The organism is Sphingomonas adhaesiva (assembly GCF_036946125.1).
GTDB classification, from domain to species: domain Bacteria; phylum Pseudomonadota; class Alphaproteobacteria; order Sphingomonadales; family Sphingomonadaceae; genus Sphingomonas; species Sphingomonas adhaesiva_A.
Genome location: NZ_JAQIJT010000001.1, coordinates 133,592 through 157,863, shown reverse-complemented (window position 1 = coordinate 157,863; position 24,272 = coordinate 133,592). Strand labels below are relative to the sequence as shown.

Annotated in this window: 21 protein-coding genes; 18 read left to right on the top strand and 3 right to left on the bottom strand. The window is 69.4% G+C overall.

The window, feature by feature from the left end; translation table 11 throughout:
• Positions 1-381 precede the first annotated feature (381 nt).
• The gene (locus tag PGN23_RS00730; protein ID WP_335300881.1) at positions 382-1,605 is read right to left on the bottom strand and encodes a hypothetical protein; all 1,224 of its coding nucleotides are present in this window, start codon (positions 1,603-1,605) and stop codon (positions 382-384) included.
• Between the two features lie 65 nt (positions 1,606-1,670).
• Here PGN23_RS00730 and PGN23_RS00725 point away from each other — a divergent pair, with 65 nt between their 5' ends.
• The 3 genes from PGN23_RS00725 to PGN23_RS00715 all read left to right on the top strand — a co-directional run bounded on the left by PGN23_RS00725 (position 1,671) and on the right by PGN23_RS00715 (position 5,050).
• Positions 1,671-2,924, top strand: a complete 1,254-nt coding sequence (locus PGN23_RS00725; RefSeq protein WP_335302042.1) for a putative DNA modification/repair radical SAM protein — start codon at positions 1,671-1,673, stop codon at positions 2,922-2,924.
• 63 nt (positions 2,925-2,987) lie between these two features.
• Positions 2,988-3,473 (top strand): hemerythrin domain-containing protein, encoded by a 486-nt coding sequence (locus PGN23_RS00720; protein WP_335300879.1) that lies wholly within the window; start codon positions 2,988-2,990, stop codon positions 3,471-3,473.
• A 137-nt stretch (positions 3,474-3,610) separates the two neighbouring features.
• A complete protein-coding gene (locus tag PGN23_RS00715; protein ID WP_335300877.1) occupies positions 3,611-5,050 on the top strand; it encodes a UdgX family uracil-DNA binding protein in 1,440 nt (479 codons plus the stop codon).
• On the opposite strand, the gene PGN23_RS00710 is transcribed toward PGN23_RS00715, so the two are convergent.
• The gene (locus PGN23_RS00710) at positions 5,047-5,937 is read right to left on the bottom strand and encodes a prephenate dehydratase (RefSeq protein ID WP_335300875.1); all 891 of its coding nucleotides are present in this window, start codon (positions 5,935-5,937) and stop codon (positions 5,047-5,049) included. The genes PGN23_RS00715 and PGN23_RS00710 overlap by 4 nt on opposite strands.
• A 104-nt stretch (positions 5,938-6,041) precedes the next feature.
• Between PGN23_RS00710 and PGN23_RS00705 the strand changes: the two genes are divergently transcribed.
• Both PGN23_RS00705 and PGN23_RS00700 read left to right on the top strand, forming a co-directional pair.
• Positions 6,042-6,743: a c-type cytochrome gene (locus tag PGN23_RS00705; RefSeq protein WP_335300873.1), complete on the top strand. Its 702-nt coding sequence runs from the start codon at positions 6,042-6,044 to the stop codon at positions 6,741-6,743.
• A 292-nt stretch (positions 6,744-7,035) separates the two neighbouring features.
• A complete protein-coding gene (locus PGN23_RS00700; RefSeq protein WP_335300871.1) occupies positions 7,036-8,325 on the top strand; it encodes an adenylosuccinate synthase in 1,290 nt (429 codons plus the stop codon).
• Between the two features lie 16 nt (positions 8,326-8,341).
• On the opposite strand, the gene PGN23_RS00695 is transcribed toward PGN23_RS00700, so the two are convergent.
• The gene (locus tag PGN23_RS00695; RefSeq protein WP_335300869.1) at positions 8,342-9,700 is read right to left on the bottom strand and encodes a helix-turn-helix domain-containing protein; all 1,359 of its coding nucleotides are present in this window, start codon (positions 9,698-9,700) and stop codon (positions 8,342-8,344) included.
• A 197-nt stretch (positions 9,701-9,897) separates the two neighbouring features.
• Here PGN23_RS00695 and PGN23_RS00690 point away from each other — a divergent pair, with 197 nt between their 5' ends.
• From PGN23_RS00690 to PGN23_RS00630, 13 genes are all read left to right on the top strand, one after another.
• Positions 9,898-11,424: an acyl-CoA carboxylase subunit beta gene (locus tag PGN23_RS00690; RefSeq protein WP_335300867.1), complete on the top strand. Its 1,527-nt coding sequence runs from the start codon at positions 9,898-9,900 to the stop codon at positions 11,422-11,424.
• Between the two features lie 120 nt (positions 11,425-11,544).
• Positions 11,545-11,841, top strand: coding sequence for a GIY-YIG nuclease family protein (locus PGN23_RS00685; RefSeq protein ID WP_335302041.1), 297 nt, complete (start codon positions 11,545-11,547; stop codon positions 11,839-11,841).
• The gene (gene mce / locus PGN23_RS00680; protein ID WP_335300865.1) at positions 11,838-12,257 is read left to right on the top strand and encodes a methylmalonyl-CoA epimerase; all 420 of its coding nucleotides are present in this window, start codon (positions 11,838-11,840) and stop codon (positions 12,255-12,257) included. Before PGN23_RS00685 ends, mce begins: the two co-directional genes overlap by 4 nt.
• Before the next feature lie 144 nt (positions 12,258-12,401).
• Positions 12,402-13,190: an enoyl-CoA hydratase-related protein gene (locus tag PGN23_RS00675; RefSeq protein ID WP_335300863.1), complete on the top strand. Its 789-nt coding sequence runs from the start codon at positions 12,402-12,404 to the stop codon at positions 13,188-13,190.
• Positions 13,191-13,284: 94 nt separating this feature from the next.
• Positions 13,285-15,504, top strand: a complete 2,220-nt coding sequence (gene scpA, locus PGN23_RS00670) for a methylmalonyl-CoA mutase (RefSeq protein ID WP_335300862.1) — start codon at positions 13,285-13,287, stop codon at positions 15,502-15,504.
• The gene (gene bioB / locus PGN23_RS00665) at positions 15,501-16,511 is read left to right on the top strand and encodes a biotin synthase BioB (RefSeq protein ID WP_335300861.1); all 1,011 of its coding nucleotides are present in this window, start codon (positions 15,501-15,503) and stop codon (positions 16,509-16,511) included. Before scpA ends, bioB begins: the two co-directional genes overlap by 4 nt.
• Positions 16,511-16,744 carry a DUF4160 domain-containing protein gene (locus PGN23_RS00660; RefSeq protein WP_335300860.1) on the top strand — a complete coding sequence of 78 codons (234 nt, stop codon included), beginning with the start codon at positions 16,511-16,513 and terminating at the stop codon, positions 16,742-16,744. Before bioB ends, PGN23_RS00660 begins: the two co-directional genes overlap by 1 nt.
• A complete protein-coding gene (locus PGN23_RS00655) occupies positions 16,728-16,988 on the top strand; it encodes a DUF2442 domain-containing protein (protein ID WP_335300859.1) in 261 nt (86 codons plus the stop codon). Before PGN23_RS00660 ends, PGN23_RS00655 begins: the two co-directional genes overlap by 17 nt.
• Positions 16,989-17,008: 20 nt before the next feature.
• Positions 17,009-19,018: an acetyl/propionyl/methylcrotonyl-CoA carboxylase subunit alpha gene (locus PGN23_RS00650; protein WP_335300858.1), complete on the top strand. Its 2,010-nt coding sequence runs from the start codon at positions 17,009-17,011 to the stop codon at positions 19,016-19,018.
• A gap of 301 nt (positions 19,019-19,319) precedes the next feature.
• Positions 19,320-20,792, top strand: a complete 1,473-nt coding sequence (locus PGN23_RS00645) for an efflux transporter outer membrane subunit (RefSeq protein ID WP_335300857.1) — start codon at positions 19,320-19,322, stop codon at positions 20,790-20,792.
• Complete coding sequence (locus PGN23_RS00640) at positions 20,792-22,189, top strand: efflux RND transporter periplasmic adaptor subunit (RefSeq protein WP_335300856.1); 1,398 nt, start codon at positions 20,792-20,794, stop codon at positions 22,187-22,189. Before PGN23_RS00645 ends, PGN23_RS00640 begins: the two co-directional genes overlap by 1 nt.
• Positions 22,179-22,898, top strand: a complete 720-nt coding sequence (locus tag PGN23_RS00635) for an ABC transporter ATP-binding protein (protein WP_335300855.1) — start codon at positions 22,179-22,181, stop codon at positions 22,896-22,898. The genes PGN23_RS00640 and PGN23_RS00635 overlap by 11 nt, the downstream gene beginning before the upstream one ends.
• 147 nt (positions 22,899-23,045) lie before the next feature.
• Positions 23,046-24,254 carry an ABC transporter permease gene (locus PGN23_RS00630; protein ID WP_335300854.1) on the top strand — a complete coding sequence of 403 codons (1,209 nt, stop codon included), beginning with the start codon at positions 23,046-23,048 and terminating at the stop codon, positions 24,252-24,254.
• Positions 24,255-24,272: the final 18 nt, after the last annotated feature.

Here is a 24,272-nt window from a genome sequence, read left to right as displayed (position 1 = left end):
TTCTCTCGCGAAGACGTGAAGACGCGAAGATGGAGCGCTCGGGGGCGGCGGGGGCCTGTCTTCCTCTGCGTTCTCTGCGTGCTCTGCGCGAACCAGTAAGGGCGCTCCGCCTTCGCGTCTTCGCGGCTTCGCGTGAATCCGATTCAGGCCGGCGCCGGGGTCGTTCCGAGCCGCCACGGGCGGCTCTTTTTTTCTGGTTCGCGCAGAGCACGCGAAGGACGCAGAGGGCGGTGCCGATGCTCTCCGCGCCTCCGCGCCTCCGCGCCTCCGCGTGTATCCCTTTCTCTCGCGAAGACGCGAAGACGCGAAGATGGAGCGCTCGGGGACGGCGGGGGCCTGTCTTCCTCTGCGCGATCCAGTAAGGGCGCTTTGCGCCGGGCGCTACGCCTTTGCGTCTTCGCGGCTTCGCGTGAATCGCGCCCAACTCGGCGCCGGGTCGCGGACCGCCGCGTGGATCAGCCACAGGATCGCAACGGCGCGGACCAGGGCGGCGGTGAGGATGTCGGTGTGGGTGGCGGAGGGGGAGGCGCCTTCCATGCCGGCGAACATCCAGAATTCGGCGAAATAGGCGGCCACGTCGCCCAGCAGGAACAATGCCATCGGGCGCGCGCGCGTGCCGGTCAGCACCAGCATCGGCCAGAGCCACAGGTCGAATTGCGGCGACCACACCTTGTTGGTCAGCAGGAACCACGCGAGCACCGGGGTGAACAGCAGCCACGGCTGTTCGCCATGCCGCCGCCATCCAGCCGCGACGATCGTCGCCGCGCCGCCGGCGAACAGCAGGAACGACCACAGGTTGCGCGTCGGCACGTCGGTGATCCACCAGCCGAATTGCGCCATCAGCTCCCACATGCTCGCCGCCGTGCCGGGGCGCTCGCCGGAGAAGGCGTAGAATTCGCGCCAGTTGTCGAAGGCGAGCGCGGCCACCGGCAGGTTCACCGCGCCCCATGCGGCGATCGCCACGACGACCAGCGACGCCGCGCCGACGAAACGGTCCCGGTGGGAGCGTCGGGGTGCGAACAGCGCGCCCAGCCCGAGAAGCGGCAGCATCAGCACCGGGAAGAGCTTCGCCGCGCCGCCCAGTGCAGCGAGCGCGGTGGCGCGGACGCGCCGGTCGCGACGGGCTGCCAGCATCGCAGCTACCGCGAAGGATGCGGCCAGCAGGTCCCAATTGTGGCCGAGGTAGAGGACAAGCGGCGGCGCCAGTGCCCAGGCATACTGGCGCCGAAGCGACAGGCCGACGCCCCGGATCATCTCCAGAATGGCGAAGGCGAGGATCGCATTGCCCAGCACGACCGCGTTGAGGAAGGTGGCGGCATCGGCGCGGACGCCGGCGGTGACCCGCGCGAACAGCGCCTCGACCCAGATCAGCGCGCCGGTCAGCACCGGATATTCCATCCGCGCCTGGAAGTACGGCACCTTGCCGTCGGCCAGCCCGCGCATCCCCCAGAAGGGGACGGCGTCGCTGTAACAGCCGGTGGTATATTGTTCGCTGCCGGTCCAGCCCGCGCCGCAATGCGCCTTGAACCCCCAGCCGAGCAGGCAGGTCAGGGCCAGCGCCAGATAGGGGCCGTTGGGGCCGAGCCGATCGACGATACGCTTCATCGACTTGATCCATGGCAGCACGGTTCGCCCTCGACAAGGCGCGCGCGCGAACATACATCGAACATATGGCGCAACTCGACACCCGCCGGAAGCTGGAGATCCTCGCCGATGCGGCGAAGTACGATGCGTCCTGCGCGTCGTCGGGCACGGCGAAGCGGAACTCGAAGGACGGCAAGGGGCTGGGTTCGACCGAGGGGATGGGCATCTGCCATGCCTATGCCCCTGATGGCCGGTGCATTTCGCTGCTCAAGATCCTGCTGACCAACAGCTGCATCTTCGACTGTCATTATTGCATCAACCGCAAGAGCTCGAACGTGCGGCGCGCGCGGTTAACCGCGCAGGAGGTGGTGAACCTCACCCTGTCCTTCTATCGGCGCAATTATATCGAGGGGCTGTTCCTGTCGTCGGGGATCATCCATTCGTCGGACTATACGATGGAACAGATCGTCGAGGTGGCGCGGTCGCTGCGCGAGGATCATCATTTTCGCGGATACATCCACCTCAAGACGATCCCCGACGCCGATCCGGAGCTGGTGCATCGCGCGGGCCTGTTTGCCGACCGCGTCTCGATCAACGTCGAGCTGCCGACCGCGGGCGGGCTGAAGCGGCTGGCGCCCGAGAAGGACGGGGCGCGGATCGAGGGCGCGATGCGCGACATGAAGAGCGCGATCGTCGATACGGCGGATGCGAAGAAGCGCTACAGATCGGCGCCGACGTTCGCGCCCGCGGGGCAGTCGACGCAGATGATCGTCGGGGCGGATGCCGCGACGGACGGCGACATCGTGACCAGGGCGTCGGCGCTGTACGACCGCTTCGGCTTGCGGCGGGTCTATTATTCGGCCTTCAGCCCGATCCCGGACGCGTCCGCGGTGCTGCCGCTCCAGCGCCCGCCGCTGATGCGCGAGCACCGGCTGTACCAGTCGGACTGGCTGATGCGCTTCTACGGCTTCCAGCCCGCGGAGGTGGTGGCGGCGACCGATGCGGCGACGGGGATGCTGCCGCTCGATATGGACCCCAAGCTGGCGTGGGCGCTGAAATTTCGCGAGCGCTTCCCGGTCGACATCAATCGCGCGCCGCGCGAGCTGCTGTGGCGCGTGCCGGGGCTGGGGACGAAGGCGGTGGCGAGCATCCTGGCGGCGCGGCGCTGGCGGCGGTTGCGGCTGGACGATGTCGCGCGGCTGACGGTGTCGATCGCGCGCGTTCGGCCGTTCATCACGACCGAGGACTGGCGCCCGGTGGTGCTGGCGGACCGTGCCGATCTGACGCCGCTGGTCGCGCCGAAGGCAAGGACGCAACAGCTGGAATTGTTCGCCGCGTGAGAATGACTCGCGGGTGAAACGGTGCGCGCGGTCGTGCGCTGTCGGTGGCGAAGGAGATGTCCGATGGCGACCGCCGCAATCTACGCCGATCTGAAGCGCGATCACGACAAGCAGCGCAAGATGCTGAAGGAACTTGCCGAGCTGAAGGGCGATGCGAAGAAGCGGCAGAAGCTGTTCGAGGACTTCCGGCTGGAGGTGCAGAGCCACGCCGCGGCGGAAGAGGAATCGCTTTATGCCGAGATGCTGAGCAACCCCGATCTGCGCGACGATGCGCGGCATTCGGTCGCCGAGCACAAGGAGGTCGACGACCTGCTGGGCGAGATGATGGACCTGGATTTTGCATCGGACGAATGGGAGTCGAAATTCTTCCACATGCGCCACCGCTACGAGCATCATATCGACGAGGAGGAGGAAGAGATGTTCCCCGCCGCGGAGAAGGAGCTCGACAGCACGACCGAGGAACGGCTGGCGGAAACGTATGAGGAGCGCAAGCCCGAGGAGCTGGAACTGGCGCGTGCCAACCCGCCGGGGGGCGACGAGCGCGAGTGAGGCGTTCCTTCGCGCCGTCATCCCCGCGGAGACGGGGATTCAGATACGCCGACGTTTCGATGATGGTCGCGGCGTCAGCGTGTCTGGACTCCCGCCTTCGCGGGAATGACGATGCGGGTGGGGGTGGTGCGTCCTAGATGCGCACCGTCACCTTGCCCGCCCCCGACGATGTCGACGCGTGGCGCGGTGCCGCGCGGGGGCTGATCGCGGACGACATTCCACCCGACCGCGTCGTATGGCAGCTGGGCGATGCCTCGACCGATCTGTTCGCCCAGGCCGCGGCGGCGCCGCGTGCCGATCCGACCGGCGCACCGCTGCGGGTGTCGCGCGCGTTCCTCGCCCTCGCGGGCGACGCGGCGCTTCACGCCGATCCGGAGCGGTTCGCGCTGCTCTATGCGATGCTGTGGCGGCTGCGCGACGCGCCGAAGCTGGCGGAGGACCATGCCGATCCGCTGGTGCGGCGGCTGGAGGGGCTGGCGAAGGCGGTGCGGCGCGACATCCACAAGATGCGCGCCTTCCTGCGCTTCCGTGCCGTCGAGGAGAGGGGCGAGGAGGAAGGCGGCACGCGCTACGTCGCCTGGTTCGAGCCGGAGCATCATATCGTCCGCGCCAACGCCGCCTTCTTCGTCAACCGCTTCGCCAGCATGCGCTGGTCGATCCTGACGCCCGGGGTATCGCTCCATTGGGACGGCAGGGCATTGTCGGAGGGGCCGGGGGCGTCGCGTGCGGAGGCGCCGGACGGCGACCCCGTCGAGGAGGTGTGGAAGACCTATTACGCCAGCATCTTCAATCCCGCGCGCGTGAAGGTCGGCGCGATGCTGAAGGAGATGCCGCGCAAATACTGGAAGAACATGCCGGAAACCGCGCTGGTGCCGCAGCTGCTGGCGAGCGCGCAGGCACGGGAGAGCGGAATGATCGCGACGTCACGGTCGGACATGGGCGGAAACGTCACCGCGGCGTGGGAGGCGCTGCGCGAGGAAGCGGCGGGGTGTACGCGCTGTCCGCTGTACAAGCCGGCGACCCAGACGGTGTTCGGCGAAGGGCCGCTCGACGCCGGCATGATGTTCGTCGGCGAGCAGCCGGGCGACCAGGAGGACCTGGCGGGGCATCCCTTCGTCGGACCGGCGGGACAGGTGTTCGATCGCGCGCTGGCCGCCGCGGGCATCACGCGCGCGGAAACATATGTCACCAATGCGGTGAAGCATTTCAAGTTCGAGCCGCGCGGGCGGCGGCGCATCCATGCCAGGCCGGATGCGGGCGAGATCGATGCGTGTCGCTGGTGGATCGAGCAGGAACAGATGCTGTTGCGCCCCGCTGTCACGGTGGCGCTGGGCGCGACCGCGGCGCGCAGCCTGTTCGGGCGGACGATGACGATCTCGCGCGAGCGCGGGCGGGCGCAGCGGCTGCCCGACGGGGGGGCGGCGTGGATCACGGTGCACCCCAGCTACCTGCTGCGGCTGCCCGACGAGGCGGCGCGGGAGGCGGAATATGCGCGCTTCGTGGAGGACCTGAAGGCGGCGCATGCGTCCCTTTCGTCACCCCGGCTCAAGCCCGGGGCGACGGCAGGGGGCAACTAGCCCCGCGCCCTTGCTTGCGCATAGGTGCCGAGCACGCGGACCCATTTGCAATGGAAGCCCAGCTCCTCCATCGCGCGGTCGAACGCCGGGTCGCCCGGGCGCCCCTCGACATCGCAGAAGAATTCGGTCGCGGCGAAGCTGCCGCCGCGCTGGTAGCTTTCCAGCTTGGTCATGTTGACGCCGTTCGTCGCGAAACCGCCCATCGCCTTGTAGAGCGCGGCGGGGACGTTCCGCACCTCGAAGATGAAGGTCGTCATCCACGGCCCTTCGCCCAGCAGCGGCTTCGTGCCGCGCGCCAGCGTGACGAAGCGGGTCATGTTGTGGTCGGCGTCGGCGATGTCGGTCGCGAGCAGGTCGAGGCCGTAGAGCGCCGCCGCGCCCGGCGGGGCGAGCGCGGCGATCGCGGGGTCGCGCCGCTCCGCCACGAGCGCGGCGGCGCCGGCGGTGTCGGCGTAGTTGACCGGCTCGATCCCGTGCGCCTTCAGCCAGTGGCGGCATTGGCCCAGCGCCTGCGGGTGGCTCATCGCCTGGCGCACGCCGTCCTTCGGGCCGCAGCCGATCAGCGCGTGGCGGATGCCGAGGAAATGCTCGGCCGTAATGACCAGCCCGGATTCGGGCAGCAGGAAATGGATGTCGGCGACGCGGCCGTGGAGCGAATTCTCGATCGGGATCATCGCGCGGTCGGCGCGGCCGTCCTTTACCGCGTCGAGCGCATCGTCGAAGCTGAAACAGGGGAGCGCGAGCGCGTCCGGGAACGCTTCGGTCACCGCGACATGGCTGTTCGCGCCAGGCGCGCCCTGAAAGGCGACCGCGCGCGACGGATCGGCGCCGGCGGCGGCGGCCAGGGCGGCGACGAGCGAGCGGGCGGGGGCGGCGTAGCTGTCCATGATGGCCGCGCTGGGTAGAAGACGCCGGCGCTTCGCTCAAGCGCTTGCGGTGTGGACGGGGCTTTTCTATGGGGTGGGCATCTAAAAGGGGCGGATAGCGCGACATGGACGATCGGAACAACACGATTGCGGGCTGGGTGCTGGCGGGTGCGGGTGCGGCACTGGGCCTCTCGATCGTGGGTGGCATGATATTCCACGGCGAGCGTCCCGAGAAGATGGGCTATGCGATCGAGGGCGTCGAGGAGGCCGGTGGCGGCGGTGCCGAAGCGGCGGAGCCGATCGCGGTACGCCTCGCCACGGCCGATCCGGCCAAGGGCGCCGAGGTCTTCAAGAAGTGCGCCGCGTGCCACACGATCAACCAGGGGGGCGCCAACGGCATCGGCCCGAACCTGTACGGCACGCTGGGCGAGGGCGTCGGGCAGGGCAAGGGCGGCTTCGCCTTCTCCGAGGTGCTGAAGTCGGTCGGCGGCACGTGGGACTTCGAAAAGCTGGACGCGTGGCTGACCAGCCCGCGCAAGTTCGCGAACGGTACCAAGATGACCTTCGCCGGGCTCGGCAATCCGAAGGATCGCGCGGACCTCATCGCCTATATGAACCAGCAGGGGTCGAACCTGCCGCTGCCGGCCGCCCCCGCGGCGGGCGCTGCGGCGCCGAAGGACGGCGCGGTCGCCAACGTGACCGACGCGACGAAGGGCGACACCGCCGACATCGCCAACCAGGGCAGCCCCGCCTCGGGCGCACCCTCGGTCGATCCCGCCGCGCAGAAGGACAAGGCGCTGGCGGCGGAACCGCCCGCCAAGCCGTAAGGGGGCAAGGGGTGGTCGGGTTCGGAATCGCGACGATCCTCTAGCGTCATTGCGAGCGTAGCGAAGCAATCCAGGGCCGGACCGAGACGCCCTGGATTGCTTCGCTACGCTCGCAATGACGGCTGATGTGGACGGCGGGCCATGGAGTAGGGAGGTCGGTCCCCTTGCCACCGCACGGTTGACCCCGTCGACCACCGCGGCTAACCGCGCCGCGAACCATCGCTGAACCACTCGTGCGCCGAGTCCTGTCGAAGGGCGCGCGGGTTCGCCCGGCAGGCGGAGACCTGTATCCATGGCCAACGTAGCAGTCATCGGCGCGCAATGGGGCGACGAGGGCAAGGGCAAGATCGTCGACTGGCTCGCCGAGCGCGCCGATGTCGTCGTCCGTTTCCAGGGCGGGCATAACGCCGGCCACACGCTCGTCGTCGGCGAGAACGTCTACAAACTGTCGCTGCTGCCCTCGGGGATCGTGCGCGGGACGCCGTCGGTCATCGGCAACGGCGTCGTACTCGACCCCTGGGCGCTGAAGGCGGAGATCGAGCGGCTGGGCGCGCAGGGCGTCGTCGCCACGCCGGAGACGCTGCGCATCGCGGATACCTGCGCGCTGATCCTGCCGTTCCACCGCGACCTGGACGGCCTGCGCGAGGATGCGTCGGGCGCGGGGAAGATCGGGACGACGCGGCGCGGCATCGGCCCGGCGTACGAGGACAAGGTCGGGCGCCGCGCGATCCGCGTCTGCGACCTGGCGCATCTCGACGACCTGGGGCCCCAGCTCGACCGGCTGACCGCGCATCACGACGCGCTGCGCGCCGGGTTCGGCGAGCCGCCGATCGACCGCGAGGCGCTGGTCGCCGAGCTGCGCGAGATCGCGGGGTTCGTGCTGCCCTTCGCCAAGCCGGTGTGGCGCGACCTGAACGCGGCGAAGGAGGGCGGCAAGCGCATCCTGTTCGAGGGCGCGCAGGGCGTGCTGCTCGACATCGATCACGGCACCTATCCCTTCGTCACCTCCAGCAACACGATCGCGGGCACCGCGGCGGGCGGATCGGGGCTGGGGCCGGCGGCGGTCGGCTTCGTGCTGGGGATCGCCAAGGCCTATACGACGCGGGTCGGCTCCGGCCCGTTCCCGACCGAGCTGGCGGACGACACCGGCGAGCGGCTGGGGCAGCGCGGGCACGAGTTCGGCACCGTGACCGGGCGCAAGCGCCGCTGCGGCTGGTTCGACGCGGTGCTGGTGCGCCAGTCGGCCGCGGTCGGCGGAATCACCGGGATCGCGCTGACCAAGATCGACGTGCTCGACGGGTTCGACGAGGTGAAGATCTGCACCGGCTACAGGCTGCGTGGCGAGGTGCTGGATTACTTCCCGTCGCATGCCGCGGACCAGATGGCGGTCGAGCCGGTCTATGAGACGATGGAGGGCTGGCAGCAGTCGACCGCGGGCGCGCGCAGCTGGGCCGACCTGCCGGCGCAGGCGATCAAGTACATCCGCCGCGTCGAGGAGCTGATCCGCTGCCCGGTGGCGCTGGTGTCGACCAGCCCGGAGCGCGCCGACACGATCCTGGTCCGCGATCCGTTCGCGGATTGACGGTTCGGCGGGGGCGTCAGACCACGCGATAGGGCACCACGCCGCGCACTTCCCCCTCCACCGCGATCGCGCGGTCGGTCGGGGGGAAGGCGCGCTGGTCGCAGTCGGTACGCGGGCACAGCCGGCAGCTGATCCCGATCGGGGTCGCTGCCCCACGCGCATCGGCGGCATCGGCATAGACGAAATCGGCGGCGTGCGTCGCCTCGCACCCCAGCGCCACCGCATAGCGGCGCGGGGCTCGCGCGAAGCGGCCCGAGGGCTTCACCAGCCCCTTCGCCATCGACACGTAGCGGACGCCGTCGGGCGTTTCGGCATGCTGGACCAGGATACGGTCGGGGATCGCGACCGCCTCGTGCACGTGCCACAGGGGGCAGGCGCCGCCGAAGCGCGCGAATTGCAGCCGCGTGGCGGAGTGGCGCTTCGTGATGTTACCCGCCATGTCGACGCGGCAGAAGTAGAAGGGGATGCCCTCCTCGCCCGGGCGTTGCAGCGTGGACAGGCGGTGGCACGCCTGTTCGAAGCTGACCCCGAAGCGGCGCGACAGCCGGTCGATGTCGTGGCGCACGCGGCGCGCCTCCGCGCGAAAGGCGCGGTACGGCATCACCAGCGCGCCGGCGGCGTAATTGGCGAGGCCGATCGAGAGCAGCCGGCGCGCCTGCGGCTGCGTCAGCGGGGCCGCGGCGACGATCGCGGCGATCGGTTCGGCGAAGGCGATGGCGGCGAGGCGGTGCGCGATCAGGAAATTGCGGCTTTCGACCGGCAGCGCGGCGTTGAGCGTCAGCGTCGCGCCGTCGAAGCGGGCGAGCGGCGCATCCTCGTCATTGTCGGCGGCGATCGCCACGCCGTGCCCGCGCAACGTCGCGGCCGGATCGCCCGCCAGCGCCTCCGCCGCGCGGTCGAGCCCGTCGACGTAATTGCCCGCGTCGTGGAACCAGTCGCGTACCGCCTCCCACGGCAGGCGCCCCCCGACCCCGCCGACCCCGGCAGTCATCGCTTCCTCCGCCAGCGCCACGCGTTCCTCGGTCGCGCGCTTGGCGGCGTGTAGCGCGATCAGGCGATCGGCGAGGTCGGGGCGCTCCTCCGCCAGCCGGGCGATCTCGTCCGCGGGCATCGGCGCGACCGCGGGATCGGCGAGCGCATGGGCGAGCGCGGCGAGGCGGCGCGCGGGTGCCTCGCCCTCGATCCCCGCCAGCGCGGCGGGGAAATGCTGCGCCAGCGCCGCCGTGACCGCGGCGGTGAGCGGGCGTTCGTCGCCCTCCAGCTGCGACAGATAGCTGACCGACAGGCCGAGCCGCGCCGCCATCGCGCGCTGGTTGAGGCCCGCGATGCGGCGCAATGTGCGCAGCTGCTGTCCGGCGTAGAGGCGTTGCTTCATGTTGATTCCGGTTGCCGTTACCCCGGCCTCGAGCCTGGGTCCCACTTCTGCGTAACGGGAAACAGAAAGCGGGACTCCGGGTCAGGCCCGGGGTGACGAGTATTTCGCAACATGCATCTTCGCAAGTTCGCAACTTCGCATTTGCCCTGCGCCGCGACCGGGGGCAGGAAGGCGGTTCGCGCCATGAGGAGAGTTGGATGTCGTCCACCATCGCGGAACTGGAGAAGCGCCGCGCCGCCGCGCGCGCCGGCGGCGGGCAGAAGCGGATCGATGCGCAGCACGCCAAGGGCAAGCTGACCGCGCGCGAGCGGCTCGACGTCCTGCTCGACGAGGGCAGCTTCGAGGAGCTCGACATGTTCGTCGAGCACAATTGCGTCGACTTCGGGATGCAGGACCAGATCATTCCCGGTGACGGCGTGGTCACCGGGTCGGGGACGATCAACGGGCGGCTCGTCTTCGTCTTCTCGCAGGACTTCACGGTGTTCGGCGGCTCGCTGTCGGAGCGGCATGCGCAGAAGATCTGCAAGATCATGGACATGGCGATGAAGGTCGGCGCGCCGGTCATCGGGCTGAACGATTCGGGCGGCGCGCGCATCCAGGAGGGCGTCGCGTCGCTGGGCGGCTATGCCGAGGTGTTCCAGCGCAACGTGCTGGCGTCGGGCGTGGTGCCGCAGCTGAGCCTCATCATGGGCCCCTGCGCCGGCGGTGCGGTCTACTCGCCTGCGATGACCGACTTCATCTTCATGGTGAAGGATTCGAGCTATATGTTCGTCACCGGCCCCGACGTGGTGAAGACGGTGACGAACGAGGTGGTGACGCAGGAGGCGCTGGGCGGCGCCGTCACCCACACCACCAAGACCAGCGTCGCCGACGTCGCATTCGAGGACGATATCGAGGCGCTGCTGGCGGCGCGCGACTTCATCGACTTCCTGCCCGCCTCGAACCGGGACGGCGTGCCGGAGCGGCCGACCGACGATCCGTGGGACCGGATCGAGGACAGCCTCGACACGCTGATCCCGGCGAGCGCCAACCAGCCCTACGACATGCACGAGCTGATCCGGAAGGTCGTCGACGAGGGCGACTTCTTCGAGGTGCAGCCCGCGCACGCCGGCAATATCATCACCGGCTTCGGCCGGGTGGAGGGGCGCACCGTCGGCATCGTCGCCAACCAGCCGATGGTGCTGGCGGGCGTGCTCGACATCAATTCGTCGAAGAAGGCGGCGCGGTTCGTGCGCTTCTGCGATGCGTTCGAGATCCCGATCGTGACCTTCGTCGACGTGCCGGGGTTCCTCCCGGGCACGGCGCAGGAGCATAACGGCATCATCAAGCACGGCGCGAAGCTGCTGTTCGCCTATGCCGAGGCGACGGTGCCCAAGATCACGGTCATCACGCGCAAGGCGTACGGCGGCGCCTATGACGTGATGGCGTCGAAGCATCTGCGCGGTGACTTGAACTATGCGTGGCCGACCGCGGAGATCGCGGTGATGGGCGCGAAGGGTGCGGTGGAGATCATCTTCCGCGGGCTGAACGAGCACGGCATCGCGGAGAAGACCGCGGAATACGAGGCGCGCTTCGCCAATCCCTTCGTCGCGGCGAGCAAGGGCTTCGTCGACGAGGTGATCCAGCCGCACTCGACGCGGCGGCGGATCGCGCTGGGGCTGCGCAAGCTGCGGCACAAGACGCTCGAGAATCCGTGGAAGAAGCATGACAACATTCCGTTGTGAGCTCGATGGTCGTCATTGCGAGCGCAGCGAAGCAATCCAGCGTGGCGCTCGTGACCCTGGATTGCGTCGCTGCGCTCGCAATGACGAAGGAATGCTGAGGTGAAGCAGCCGGCGGTGTACATGATGGCGAGCAGGCGCAACGGGACGCTCTATGCGGGCGTCACCTCGGACCTGATCCGGCGCGTGGCGCAACATCGTGACGGCGCCGTCGAGGGTTTCACCAGGCGATATGGCTGCAAGACGCTGGTGTGGTTCGACATGGCCGACACGATGGACGCGGCGATCGGTCGCGAAAAGCAGATCAAGGCGGGCTCGCGTGCGCGGAAAATCGCATTGATCGAGGCGGCAAACCCGCACTGGCGCGACCTGTATCCGGCGATCGTCGGGCAGGTCGGAACGGATGGAGCAAGCGCATGAACCTCGGCCGCCTCAACCATGTCGGCGTCGCGACGCCGTCGATCGCCAAGTCGATCGAGACCTATCGCACGCTGCTGGGCGCCGACGCGATCGGGGAGCCGTTCGACCTGCCGGCGCAGGGGGTGAAGGTGTGCTTCATCGACGCGCCCAATACGCAGATCGAGTTGATTGAGCCGTATGACGAAACGTCGCCGATCGCAGGCTATCTGAAGAAGAACCCGGCGGGCGGGCAGCATCACGTCTGCTTCGAGGTGCCCGACATCCATGCGGCGGTGGCGCATCTGACGGCGAACGGCGCAACCGTGCTGGGGGAGCCGCGGATCGGGGCGCATGGCACGCCGATCGTCTTCGTCCACCCGAAGGATGTCGGGGGGATGCTGGTAGAATTGATGGAAGAGCCGAAGGGCGCGCATTGAAGCGCGGACAATGATCCGTTCGCGTCGAGTAGCTGTCGAGCATCGTCGAGACAGCGTATCGAGAATGGGCGAGGCGTCTCGATACGAGCCCTCGACAAGCTCGGTCTCTACTCGACACGAACGGGCAGGAGAGAGGAATAAGCCATGGCTGAATATGAAACGATCCTGACCGAGAAGAAGGGCGACGTCCTGGTCGTCACGCTCAACCGGCCCGAGCGGCTCAATGCCGCCTCGCTCCAGATGGCGGACGACCTGTCGGTCGCGCTCTACAATCTTGACGGTGCGCGCGCGGTGCTGATCACCGGGGCAGGGCGGGCGTTCTGCTCGGGGGCCGATCTTCAGGCGCGCGGCGGTGACAGTGCGGTCAGCGGGGGCGACGTCAGCCACCGCGCGCTGATGAACCATTACAATCCCGCGCTCAGTCAGATCATGCGGCTGCCGGTGCCGGTCGTCACCGCGGTGAACGGACCGGCGGCGGGCGTGGGCTGCTCGATCGGACTGGCCGGCGATTTCGTCTTCGCCGGGCGCTCGGCCTATTTCCTCCAGGCGTTCGTCAACATCGGGCTGGTGCCGGACGGCGGCTCGACGTGGCTGCTGACCAAGGCGATCGGCAAGGCGCGCGCGACGCAGATGATGATGCTGGGCGAGCGGATCGGCGCGGATCAGGCGGAGCAATGGGGGCTGATCTACAAGGCGGTCGACGATGCCGCGTTGCAGGACGAGGCGCTGGCGCTCGCCACGAAGCTGGCGGCGGGGCCGACCGTCGCGCTGGCGACGATGCGCCGCAACATCATGACCGCGCTGGACGGCACCCTCGACGAGGTGCTGCGCGCCGAGGCCGAGGGGCAGCGGATCGCCGGCGGTACGCAGGACGCGCGCGAGGGTGGGCGCAGCTTCCTGGAGAAGCGCAAGCCGGTGTTCAAGGGGGCCTAACCTCCGTTCGGCCTGAGCGAAGTCGAAGGCCAGGCGGCAGCGGTGCGGCCGTGCTTAGACTTCGCTCAGCACGAACGGCTTTCAGGTGAATGACATGACCGACCCGACGATCGAAACCAACACCGGCGAGGACAGCGGCGCGGCGCCCAAGCCCTCTTCGTCGCCGGCCCCCGCGGCGCCCTCCCCGACGCTGGACGTGTGGTCCGCAGCGGCGGCGAAGGAGGTGAAGGGCAAGGACCTGACCTGGCGCACGCCGGAGGGGATCGACGTCAAGCCGCTCTACACCGCGGAGGACGTCGGCGACTGGGAGCCGGGGCTGCCGGGGTTCGCGCCGTTCACGCGCGGGGTGCGCGCGTCGATGTATGCGGGGCGGCCGTGGACGATCCGCCAGTACGCCGGCTTCTCCACCGCGGAGGAATCGAACGCTTTCTACCACCGCAACCTGAAGGCGGGGCAGAAGGGGCTGTCGGTCGCGTTCGATCTGGCGACGCACCGCGGCTATGACAGCGACCATCCGCGCGTGACCGGCGACGTCGGCAAGGCGGGCGTGGCGATCGACAGCGTCGAGGACATGAAGATCCTGTTCGACGGCATCCCGCTCGATCAGATGTCGGTCAGCATGACGATGAACGGCGCGGTGATCCCGATCCTCGCCTTCTTCATCGTCGCCGGCGAGGAGCAGGGGGTCGAGCGCCGCCTGCTCGACGGGACCATCCAGAACGACATCCTGAAGGAGTTCATGGTCCGCAACACCTATATCTACCCGCCCGAACCCAGCATGCGGATCATCAGCGACATCTTCGGCTATACCAGCCGCGAGATGCCGAAGTTCAATTCCATCTCCATCTCCGGCTATCACATGCAGGAGGCGGGCGCGACGCAGGTGCAGGAGCTGGCCTTCACCATCGCCGACGGCATGGAATATGTGAAGTACGGCGTCGCGAGCGGCCTCGACATCGACAGGTTCGCCGGGCGGCTGTCGTTCTTCTTCGCGATCGGCATGAACTTCTTCATGGAAATCGCCAAGCTGCGCGCCGCGCGCGTCTTGTGGCACCGCGTCATGACGCAGCTGGGCGCGAAGGACGAGCGCAGCAAGATGCTGCGCACCCACTGCCAGACCAGCGGCGTGTCGCTGACCGAGCAGGACCCGTACAACAACGTCATGCGCACCACGATCGAGGCGATGGCGGCGATGCTGGGGGGTACGCAGTCGCTCCACACCAACGCGCTGGACGAGGCGATCGCGCTCCCCACCGACTTCTCCGCCCGGATCGCGCGCAACACGCAGCTGGTGATCCAGGAGGAAACCGGCATGTGCAACGTCGTCGATCCGCTGGGCGGCAGCTATTATATCGAGGCACTGACGAAGCGGCTGGTCGATGAGGCGTGGGAGATCATCGAGCGCGTCGAGCGCGAGGGCGGCATGGCCAAGGCGGTCGCCGCGGGCTGGCCCAAGGCGATGATCGAGGAGGCCTCCGCCGCGCGCGCGGCACGCGTCGATCGCGGCGAGGACGTGATCGTCGGCGTCAACAAGTATCGCAAGGATAACGAGGATCCGATCGAGATCCTGGACGTCGACAACCACGCGGTGCGCGAGGCGCAGATCCGCCGCATCCAGAAGACGAAGGCGGAGCGCGACGAGGACGCCTGCCGCGCCGCGCTCGACGCCTTGCGCGAGGGCGCGAAGGGCGACGGCAACCTGCTGGCGCTGGCGGTCGAGGCGGCGCGGCACCGCGCGACGCTGGGCGAGATTTCCAGCGCGATGGAGGACGTCTTCGGCCGCTTCGGCACGCAGCCGACGCCAGTGAAGGGCATCTATGGCGGCGCCTATGCCGAGGATGCGCGCTGGGCCCGGCTGGAGGACGGCGTGGCGGCGACCGAGCGCCGGCTGGGGCGCAAACCGCGGATGCTGGTCGCGAAGATGGGGCAGGACGGCCACGACCGCGGCGCCAATCTGGTGTCGTCGATGTTCGGCGATCTGGGGTTCGAGATCGTGCCCGGCCCGCTGTTCCAGACGCCGAAGGAAGCCGCCGAGCTGGCGCTGGCCAAGGACGTCGACGTCGTCGGCGCGTCCAGCCTGGCGGCGGGGCACAAGACGCTGATCCCCGAGCTGATCGGGCATCTGGCCGATGCGGGGCGCCCCGACATCAAGGTGATCGCGGGGGGCGTGATCCCGGCGCAGGACTATCAGGCGCTGCGTGACGCCGGCGTGCAGGCGATCTTCGGACCCGGTACGAACCTGATCGCGGCGGCGGAAGAAGTGCTACGCCTGCTCGGGCACAACATGCCCCCGCAGGAGGAAGCCGCAGAATGACGACCGTGACGCGCAACGACTGGACCCGGGAAGAGATCGCGGACCTCTTCGACCTGTCGTTCGACGAATTGATGTACCGCGCGCAGACGGTGCATCGCGCGCATCATGCCGCGGGCGAGGTGCAATTGTGCACCCTGCTGTCGATCAAGACCGGCGGCTGCCCGGAGGATTGCGGCTATTGCTCGCAATCGGTCGCGGCGGACAGCGGGGTCAAGGCGACGAAGCTGATGGACGTGCAGGCGGTGCTCCAGCGCGCGGCGGAGGCGAAGGACGCCGGCTCGCAGCGCTTCTGCATGGGGGCGGCGTGGCGCAACCCCAAGGACCGCGACATGGACGCGATCGTCCAGATGATCGAGGGCGTGCGCGGCATGGGGATGGAAACCTGCATGACGCTGGGGATGCTGACGCCGGCACAGGCGCAGCGGCTGAGCGCGGCGGGGCTCGATTACTACAACCACAATATCGACACCTCGCCCGAGCGGTATGGCGAGGTCATCACGACGCGCACCTTCGGCGAGCGGCTGGAGACGCTGGAGAACGTGCGGCAGGCCGGGATCAACGTGTGCTGCGGCGGGATCGTCGGCATGGGCGAGACGCGCGACGACCGCGTCGGCTTCGTCCACGCGCTCGCCACGCTGCCGCGTCATCCCGAGAGCGTGCCGGTCAATGCGCTGGTGCCGGTGAAGGGCACGGTGCTGGGCGACATGCTGGCCGACACGCCGCTCGCCAAGATCGACGACATCGAGTTCGTGCGGACGGTGGCGGTCGCGCGCATCGCGATGCCGCTGAGCATGGTGCGGCTGTCGGCGGGGCGCGAGAGCATGTCGGAGGCGACGCAGGCGCTTTGCTTCATGGCGGGAGCGAACTCGATCTTCACCGGCGACAAGCTGCTGACCGCGGGCAACCGCGGCGACAGCGCGGACGCGGCGCTGTTCGCGAAGCTGGGCGTGCGCGCGATGCAGGCGGAGGAGCCGATGCGCGCGCGGGTGTGCGAGGCGGCGGAATAATGCCGACGGTGCTGCGGATCGAAGCGTTTCGTTTCTACTTCTACAGTCACGAGCCCCATGAGCCGCCGCACGTGCACGTCGACCGCGGCGAGGCGACGATCAAGGTGTGGCTGGAGCCGGTGGAGGTCGCCAAGAGCCGCGGGTTCCGAGCGCACGAGATCAATGGCATTCTCGATATGGTCGCGGAGCATCGCGAAACGCTTCTGGAGGCGTGGCATGAATATTTCGGCTAGGATCAGCGATGAGCGCGTCCTTGATGTACGCTTCGACGAGGCGAGCCTGATCGTCGACCTGATGGATGGGCGGACGATCTCTGCCCCGCTCGCCTGGTATCCGCGACTGATGAACGCGACGCCCGAGCAGCGGTCGCATTGGGAGAAGGCCGGCGCGGGTTACGGCATTCATTGGCCGGACGTGGACGAGGACCTCAGTACCGAGGGCCTGCTCCGCGGCGCACCGGCACCACGCGCAGCATGACGCGACAAGGGGAGAGACGAGTGTTCAAGAAGATCCTGGTCGCCAATCGGGGCGAGATCGCGTGTCGGGTGTTCCGGACCGCCAAGAAGATGGGGATCGCGACGGTCGCGGTCTATTCGGACGCGGATGCGCGTGCACCGCACGTGCTGATGGCGGACGAGGCGGTGCGGCTGGGACCGGCGCCGGCGGCGGAGAGCTATCTCAAGGCCGACCTGATCCTGAAGGCGGCGAAGGACACGGGCGCGGACTGTATCCACCCCGGCTACGGCTTCCTCTCCGAGCGGGAGAGCTTCGCCAGGGCGTGCGCCGAGGCGGGCATCGCCTTCGTCGGACCGCCGCCCAACGCCATCGCGGCGATGGGCGACAAGATCGAGTCGAAGAAGCTCGCCAAGGAAGCCGGCGTCAATGTCGTCCCCGGCTTCCTGGGGGAGATCGCCGACACCGACGAGGCGGTGCGGATCGCGACCGACATCGGCTATCCCGTCATGATGAAGGCGTCGGCGGGCGGCGGCGGCAAGGGGATGCGCCTCGCCTATAGCGAGAAGGACGTGCGCGAGGGGTTCGAGGCGACCAAGCGCGAGGGCCTCGCCTCGTTCGGCGACGACCGCGTCTTCATCGAGAAGTTCATCGAGAGCCCGCGCCACATCGAGATCCAGGTGCTCGGCGACCAGCACGGCAACGTCGTCTATCTGAACGAGCGCGAATGCAGCGTGCAGCGCCGCCACCAGAAGGTGGTCGAGGAAGCGCCGTCGCCCTTCGTCACGCCCAGGATGCGCAAGGCGATGGGCGAGCAGGCGGTCGCGCTCGCCAAGGCGGTCGGCTATTACAGCGCGGGGACGGTCGAGCTGATCGTCAGCGGCGCGGACACCACGGGCGAGAGCTTCTACTTCCTGGAGATGAACACCCGGCTCCAGGTGGAGCATCCGGTGACCGAGGAGATCACCGGGCTCGACCTGGTCGAGCAGATGATCCGCGTCGCCGCCGGCGAGAAATTGTCGTTCGGGCAGAAGGACGTGAAGATCAACGGCTGGTCGGTCGAGAACCGCGTTTATGCCGAGGATCCCTATCGCGGCTTCCTGCCCTCGATCGGGCGGCTGGTGCGCTATCGCCCGCCCGCGGCGGACAAGCATCAGGCGCCGTTCGGGGCGCAGAACAAGGGCACCGTCCTGACCCGCGTCGACGACGGCGTGCGCGAGGGCGGCGAGGTGTCGATGTTCTACGATCCCATGATTGCCAAGCTCGTCACCTGGGCCCCCACGCGCGAGGCGGCGATCGACGCGCAGATCGCGGCGCTGGACGCGTTCGAGATCGAGGGGCCGGGGACGAACCTCGATTTCCTCTCCGCGCTGATGCAGCACCCGCGCTTCCGCGAGGGGAACATCACGACCGGGTTCATCGCCGAGGAATATCCCGACGGCTTCCACGGCGCACCGGCGGACGAGGCGCTGGTGGCGACGCTGGCGGGCGTGGCGGCGGTCGCGGCGCACGACAAGGCGGCGCGGGCGCGCTCGATCGACGGGCAGCTGGGTCATCCGCTGCCCGCCCCCACCGACTGGGTGGTGCGGGTCGGCAAGCGCGATCACCGCGTCGCGCTGACGGACGGGGTCGTCACCGTCGACGGCACGCCGCTGACCGAGGCGGTGGACTATGCCGCGCTCGATCGCACGGCGCGGGTGGGCGGCGTGACGGTGAAGGTGGCGCCGACGCGCGCCGGCTTCACGCTGACGGCGCGCGGCGCGGCGCACAAGGTGCGCGTCCTGCCGGCGCGCGTGGCGGGCTATGCCGGGCACCTGCTCGAAAAGGTGCCGCCCGATCTGTCGAAGTTCCTGATCGCGCCGATGCCGGGGTTGCTGGTGCGGCTGGACGTGGCCGAGGGCGACCGGGTCGAGGCCGGGCAGCCGCTGGCGGTGGTCGAGGCGATGAAGATGGAGAATATCCTGCGCGCCGAGAAGTCCGCGACGGTGAAGACGGTCAGCGCGAAGGCGGGCGAGAGCCTGGCGGTGGATCAGGTGATCCTGGAGCTGGAATAAGCGGGGCGGGCGGGGGGGCGTGCATCGCTTCGATGCGCGGCGCTCCGGTCCGCCTTTGGGGGCGCTTGCCCACACCGTCACCCCGGACCTGATCCGGGGTCCCGCTGTTCTTCCGACGTGGCAGAAAGAGCGGGACCCCGGGTCAAGCCCGGGGTGACGGGTGCTGGTGGCAGGAGAGCCGTCGGGACGCCGGCGCTGGCCAGCGCCGTGCCTGTTGCGACCTGCCACCCCGCACTTCCCGCGACATATCGCGACAGTTTCGGCCTTTACGCGCCCGGCATCGCGCTTCATGCACGGCGGCATGCGGTTGCGTCACCTCGTCCCCCTCCTGTCGCTCGGCGTCGCGGGGTGCAGCGTGGGGCCGGACTATCGTCCGCAGACGCCCGCCGGGCTGGGGGTGCCCGCGGCCTTCTCCGTCCCCGCCGCGCCCACGCGCGAGGATCTGACGCGGTGGTGGAACCGCTTCGACGATCCGGTGCTGGGGCAGTTGGTCGAACAGGCGGCCAGCGCCAACCTGGACGTGGCGCAGGCGGTGGCGCGGCTTCGGCAGGCGCGCGAGGCGCTGGTGCAGAGCCGCGCCGATCTGCTGCCCAGCGTCAGCGGTACGGCCGGGTACAGCCGGTCCGAGACGCTGGCCGGCGGGGGCCAGACGATCACCCTGCCCGACGGCACCGTCCAGAACGTCGGTGGGGGCGGGGCCAACAATTTCTCGCTGGGCGCCAGCGCGCAATATCAGCTGGGGCTGTTCGGCGAGGTGCGCCGCACGATCGAGGCGAGCCGTGCGGACTATCAGGCGTCGGGCTTCGACTATGCGACGACGCTGCTGTCGGTCGAGCAGGAGGTGGCGCGCAATTATGTGCTGGCGCGACTGTATCAGGCGCAGCTGGCCAATGCGCGCGCCAGCCTGACGTTGCAGGACGACAATCTGGAGATCGCGGGCTTTCGCGTGCAGGCCGGACTCGTCTCCTCGCTCGATCAGGAGCAGGCGCGGGTGCAGCGCGCGCAGACCGCGGCGTCGATCCCGACGCTGGAGCAGCAATATAACGCCGCGGTGTCGCGGCTGGGCGTGCTGACCGCGCAGGCGCCCGGCGCGCTGAAGCCGCTGATGGCGCCGGTGCGCGCGATCCCCGCCGGTCTGCCCGCGCAGGGCGTGGGAATCCCCGCCGACGTGCTGCGCCAGCGTCCCGACGTGCGCGCAGCGGAACGCCAGCTGGCGGGCGCCACCGCGCGGATCGGGGTGGCGGAGGCGGCGCTCTATCCCAATCTGGCGATCAGCGGGAACATCAACACGCGCGCCGGCACCGTCGGCACGCTGCTCGACACCGTGACCGGGGGGCTGTTCGCGGGGGTGACGCAGGCGATCTTCAACGGCGGACGGCTGCGCAGCCAGGTGCGCGGACAGCGCGCCGCCGCCGATGCCGCGCTGGCGGCGTACAAGGCGGCGGTGCTGACCGCGCTGGAGGATGTCGAGAATGCGATCGTCGCGCTGGACACCGCGCAGCGGCGTCAGGCGACGCTGGCGACCGCCGCCGATGCCGCGGACGCCGCGGCGGTGCTGTCGCGCAGCCTGTATCGCAGCGGGCTGACCGATTTCACGACGCTGAGCCAGCAGGAGGCGGCGGCGCTGTCGGCCCGCAACGGCGTGGCGCAGGCGCGCGCCGATGCCGCGACCGCGCTGGTCCAGCTGTTCGGCGCGCTGGGCGGCGGATGGGACGCCGCCCGCGTGCCCGACGTGCCCTCCACCCCCTCTAGCGCCCCCGCAGGAACCCCCTGATGGCCGATACCGCACTCGACGATTTCCTGGGGGTGAAGCCGCAGCCGGCCTGGCGGCGCTGGGCCAAATGGGGACTGGTGGCGGCGGGCTGCGTGCTGCTGCTGCTGGTGCTGACGCGCTGCGTGCTGGGGGGCGGCGACGAGGTGCGCTATGCCACCACGCCGGCGCGGCGCGGCAACCTGACCGTGACCGTGTCCGCCACGGGGAAGCTGGCGCCGACCAATCAGGTGACGGTGGGGTCGCAGCTGTCGGGGCTGGTCACGCGCGTGGTGGTCGACGTCAACGACCGCGTGGTCGCGGGTCAGCCGCTGGCGCTGATCGATCCCGAGCAGATCGACGACCAGATCCGCGCAGGGCAGGCGACGCTCGCCGCCAACGAGGCGCAGGTGAACCAGGCGCGCGCGACCGTCGCGGAGACGCAGGCGCAGCTGGCGCGGTTGCAGGAGGTATACCGCCTGTCGAACGGTCGCGTGCCGTCGAAGACCGAGTTGCAGACCGGGCAGGCCGACGCGCAACGCGCGACCGCCGCGCTGAAGGTGGCGGAGGCGAACGTCACCGCGGCACGCGCGCAGCTGTCGCAGTCGCAGACGCAGCGGGCGCGCGCGATCATCCGCTCGCCGGTCAACGGCGTGGTGCTGGCGCGGCAGGTCGACCCCGGTCAGACCGTGGCCGCGTCGTTCAACACGCCGACCTTGTTCGTGATCGCCGAGGACCTGACCCGCATGAAGCTGGAGGTCGCGATCGACGAGGCGGACGTGGGCGAGGTGCGCAACGGGCAGAAGGCGACCTTCACCGTCGACGCCTTTCCCGGGCGGACCTTCCCCGCGACGATCACCCGCGTCGACCTGGGGTCGAACCTGACGGTCAGCAACGCGACCGCCTCCTCCTCGTCCACCGGCACCAGCGCCACCGCGACGACGGGGCAGGTGGTGTCCTATGCCGCGGACCTCAGCGTCTCCAACCCGACGCTCCAGCTGCGCCCCGGGATGACCGCGACCGCGGACATCGTGACCGCGGACAAGCGCAACGTGCTGCTCGTCCCCAACGCCGCCTTCCGCTTCAAGCCGTCGAGCGGAACCGGGGCGAGCGGGGGCGGGATCACGGGATCGATCATCCCGCGCGGGCCGCGGCGTGGCGGCGGCGCGGAGCGTACCGCGCAGGTCGGTCGCGGCGCGACGCAGACCGTGTACGTCGTCGGCGACGACGGCAAGCCGAAGCCGATCCAGGTCACCACCGGCGACACCGACGGATCGCAGACCGAAGTCACGTCGGGCGGGCTGACCGCGGGGATGCAGGTCATCACCGGCCAGTTGTCGAGCGACGGGGCGGGCGGCGGCGGCTCGGCCGGCGGCCAGCGCCGGCGCGGCGGCGGGGGAGGCGGGGGCGGTGGCCAGTAGCGCCGACGCCCTCATCCGGCTGCGCGGCGTCACCAGGGTCTATGGCACCGGCGCGACGCAGTTCCACGCGCTGAAGGGAATCGACCTGGACATCGCGGGCGGCGATTTCGTCGCGGTGATGGGACCGTCGGGCTCGGGCAAGTCGACGACGATGAACATCTTGGGCTGTCTGGACGTACCCAGCGGGGGCACGTTCCTGTTCCGCGGGCATCATGTCGAGACGCTGGACCGCGACCAGCGCGCGCTGCTGCGGCGGCGCTACCTGGGCTTCGTGTTTCAGGGGTTCAACCTGCTGTCGCGCACCAGCGCGCTGGAGAATGTCGAGCTGCCGCTGCTGTACCGCGGCGACGAGAAGCGCGCGCGCCGCGACCGCGCGATGGCGGCGCTGGAGAAGGTGGGGCTCGATCGCTGGTGGGATCATACCCCGGCCGAGCTGTCGGGCGGGCAGCAGCAGCGCGTCGCGATCGCGCGGGCGATCGTGACCGAACCCGACGTGCTGCTGGCCGACGAGCCCACCGGCAATCTGGATTCGGAGCGGTCGGTGGAGATCATGGAACTGCTGACCGGCCTCAACCGCGACAGCGGCATCACCGTGCTGATGGTGACGCACGAGCCCGACATGGCGGCGTTCGCGCGGACGCTGGTGCATTTCAAGGACGGGCTGGTCGAGCGAATCGAGACGAATGCGCCGCGCGAGGTGGTGGCGTGAGCGACTTGTTCCGTCATGCCGGGCTCGTCCCGGCATCCAGGGTCCCGTGCGCACCCCGATGCGGCGGCGCGCGGAACCCTGGACCCCGGAACGGGCCCGGGGTGACGGTGCGGGTGGGGCGCCGTCACGCGGAAGGGCAGGCGTAACATGCTCGGCACTACCTTCCTGCTCGCGATCCGGTCGATCCGGCGGCACCTGCTGCGATCGTTCCTGACGATCCTGGGAATCGTGATCGGGGTCGGCGCGGTCGTCACGATGGTGACGCTGGGCAAGGCGACCACGGCGCAGGTGCAGCAGAACATCTCCTCGCTGGGCACCAACATCCTCCAGATCCGCCCCGGGCAGGGGTTCGGCCGCGGCGGCGGCGGGCCGCGGCCGCCCGATTTCGCGCCGGAGGACGTGAGCGCGATCGCCGATCAGATCGCGGGCGTCACCGCGGTCGCCCCGCAGGCGCAGGCGAGCGCCACCGCCATCTACGAAGGGGCCAATTGGTCGACCACGATCAACGGGACCACCGCGGCCTATTTCGAGGTCCAGCCGTGGCCGCTGGTCGCCGGGCGGCTGTGGACCCCGGCGGAGGAACAGGCGGGCAAGGCGGTCTGCATCATCGGCAATACCGTGCGGCAGAACCTGTTCCGCGGCGGCGACGCGGTGGGGCAGCGCTTCCGGCTGGGCAATGTCAGCTGCGACGTGATCGGCATCCTGTCGACGCGCGGGCAGGCGGGGTTCGGCGGGGATCAGGACGATGTCGTCATCATGCCGATCAAGGCGGTGCAGCGCCGCTTCACCGGCAGCCGCGACATCCGGCTGATGCTGGTGGGGGTCGATCCGGCCTATGCCACCGCGACCGTGCAGGCGGGGATCACCGACCTGCTGCGCGAGCGCCGCCGGATCGAGGACGGACGCGAGGACAATTTCAACATCCTCGACACCAGGCAGATCAGCGACACGCTATCGAGCACGACGCAGCTGCTGACGCGGATCGTCACCGCGGTGGCGGCGATCAGCCTGGTCGTCGGCGGCATCGGCATCATGAACATCATGCTGGTGTCGGTGACCGAGCGCACGCGCGAGATCGGCATCCGCCTCGCCATCGGGGCGGTCGCTAACGAGGTGCTGCTGCAATTCCTGGTGGAGGCGGTGGTGCTGTCGATGCTGGGCGGGCTGATCGGGCTGGTACTGGCACAGGTGGCGATCGTCGGATTGTCCTGGGCCGGCGGGCTGCCGTTCCTGTTCGATGCGCAGATCAACCTGATCGCGTTCGCGATCTCGGCGGTGATCGGGGTGGTGTTCGGATATTTTCCCGCGCGGCGCGCGGCGGCACTCAACCCGATCGACGCGCTGCGGCACGAGTGATATTCGTCACCCCGGACT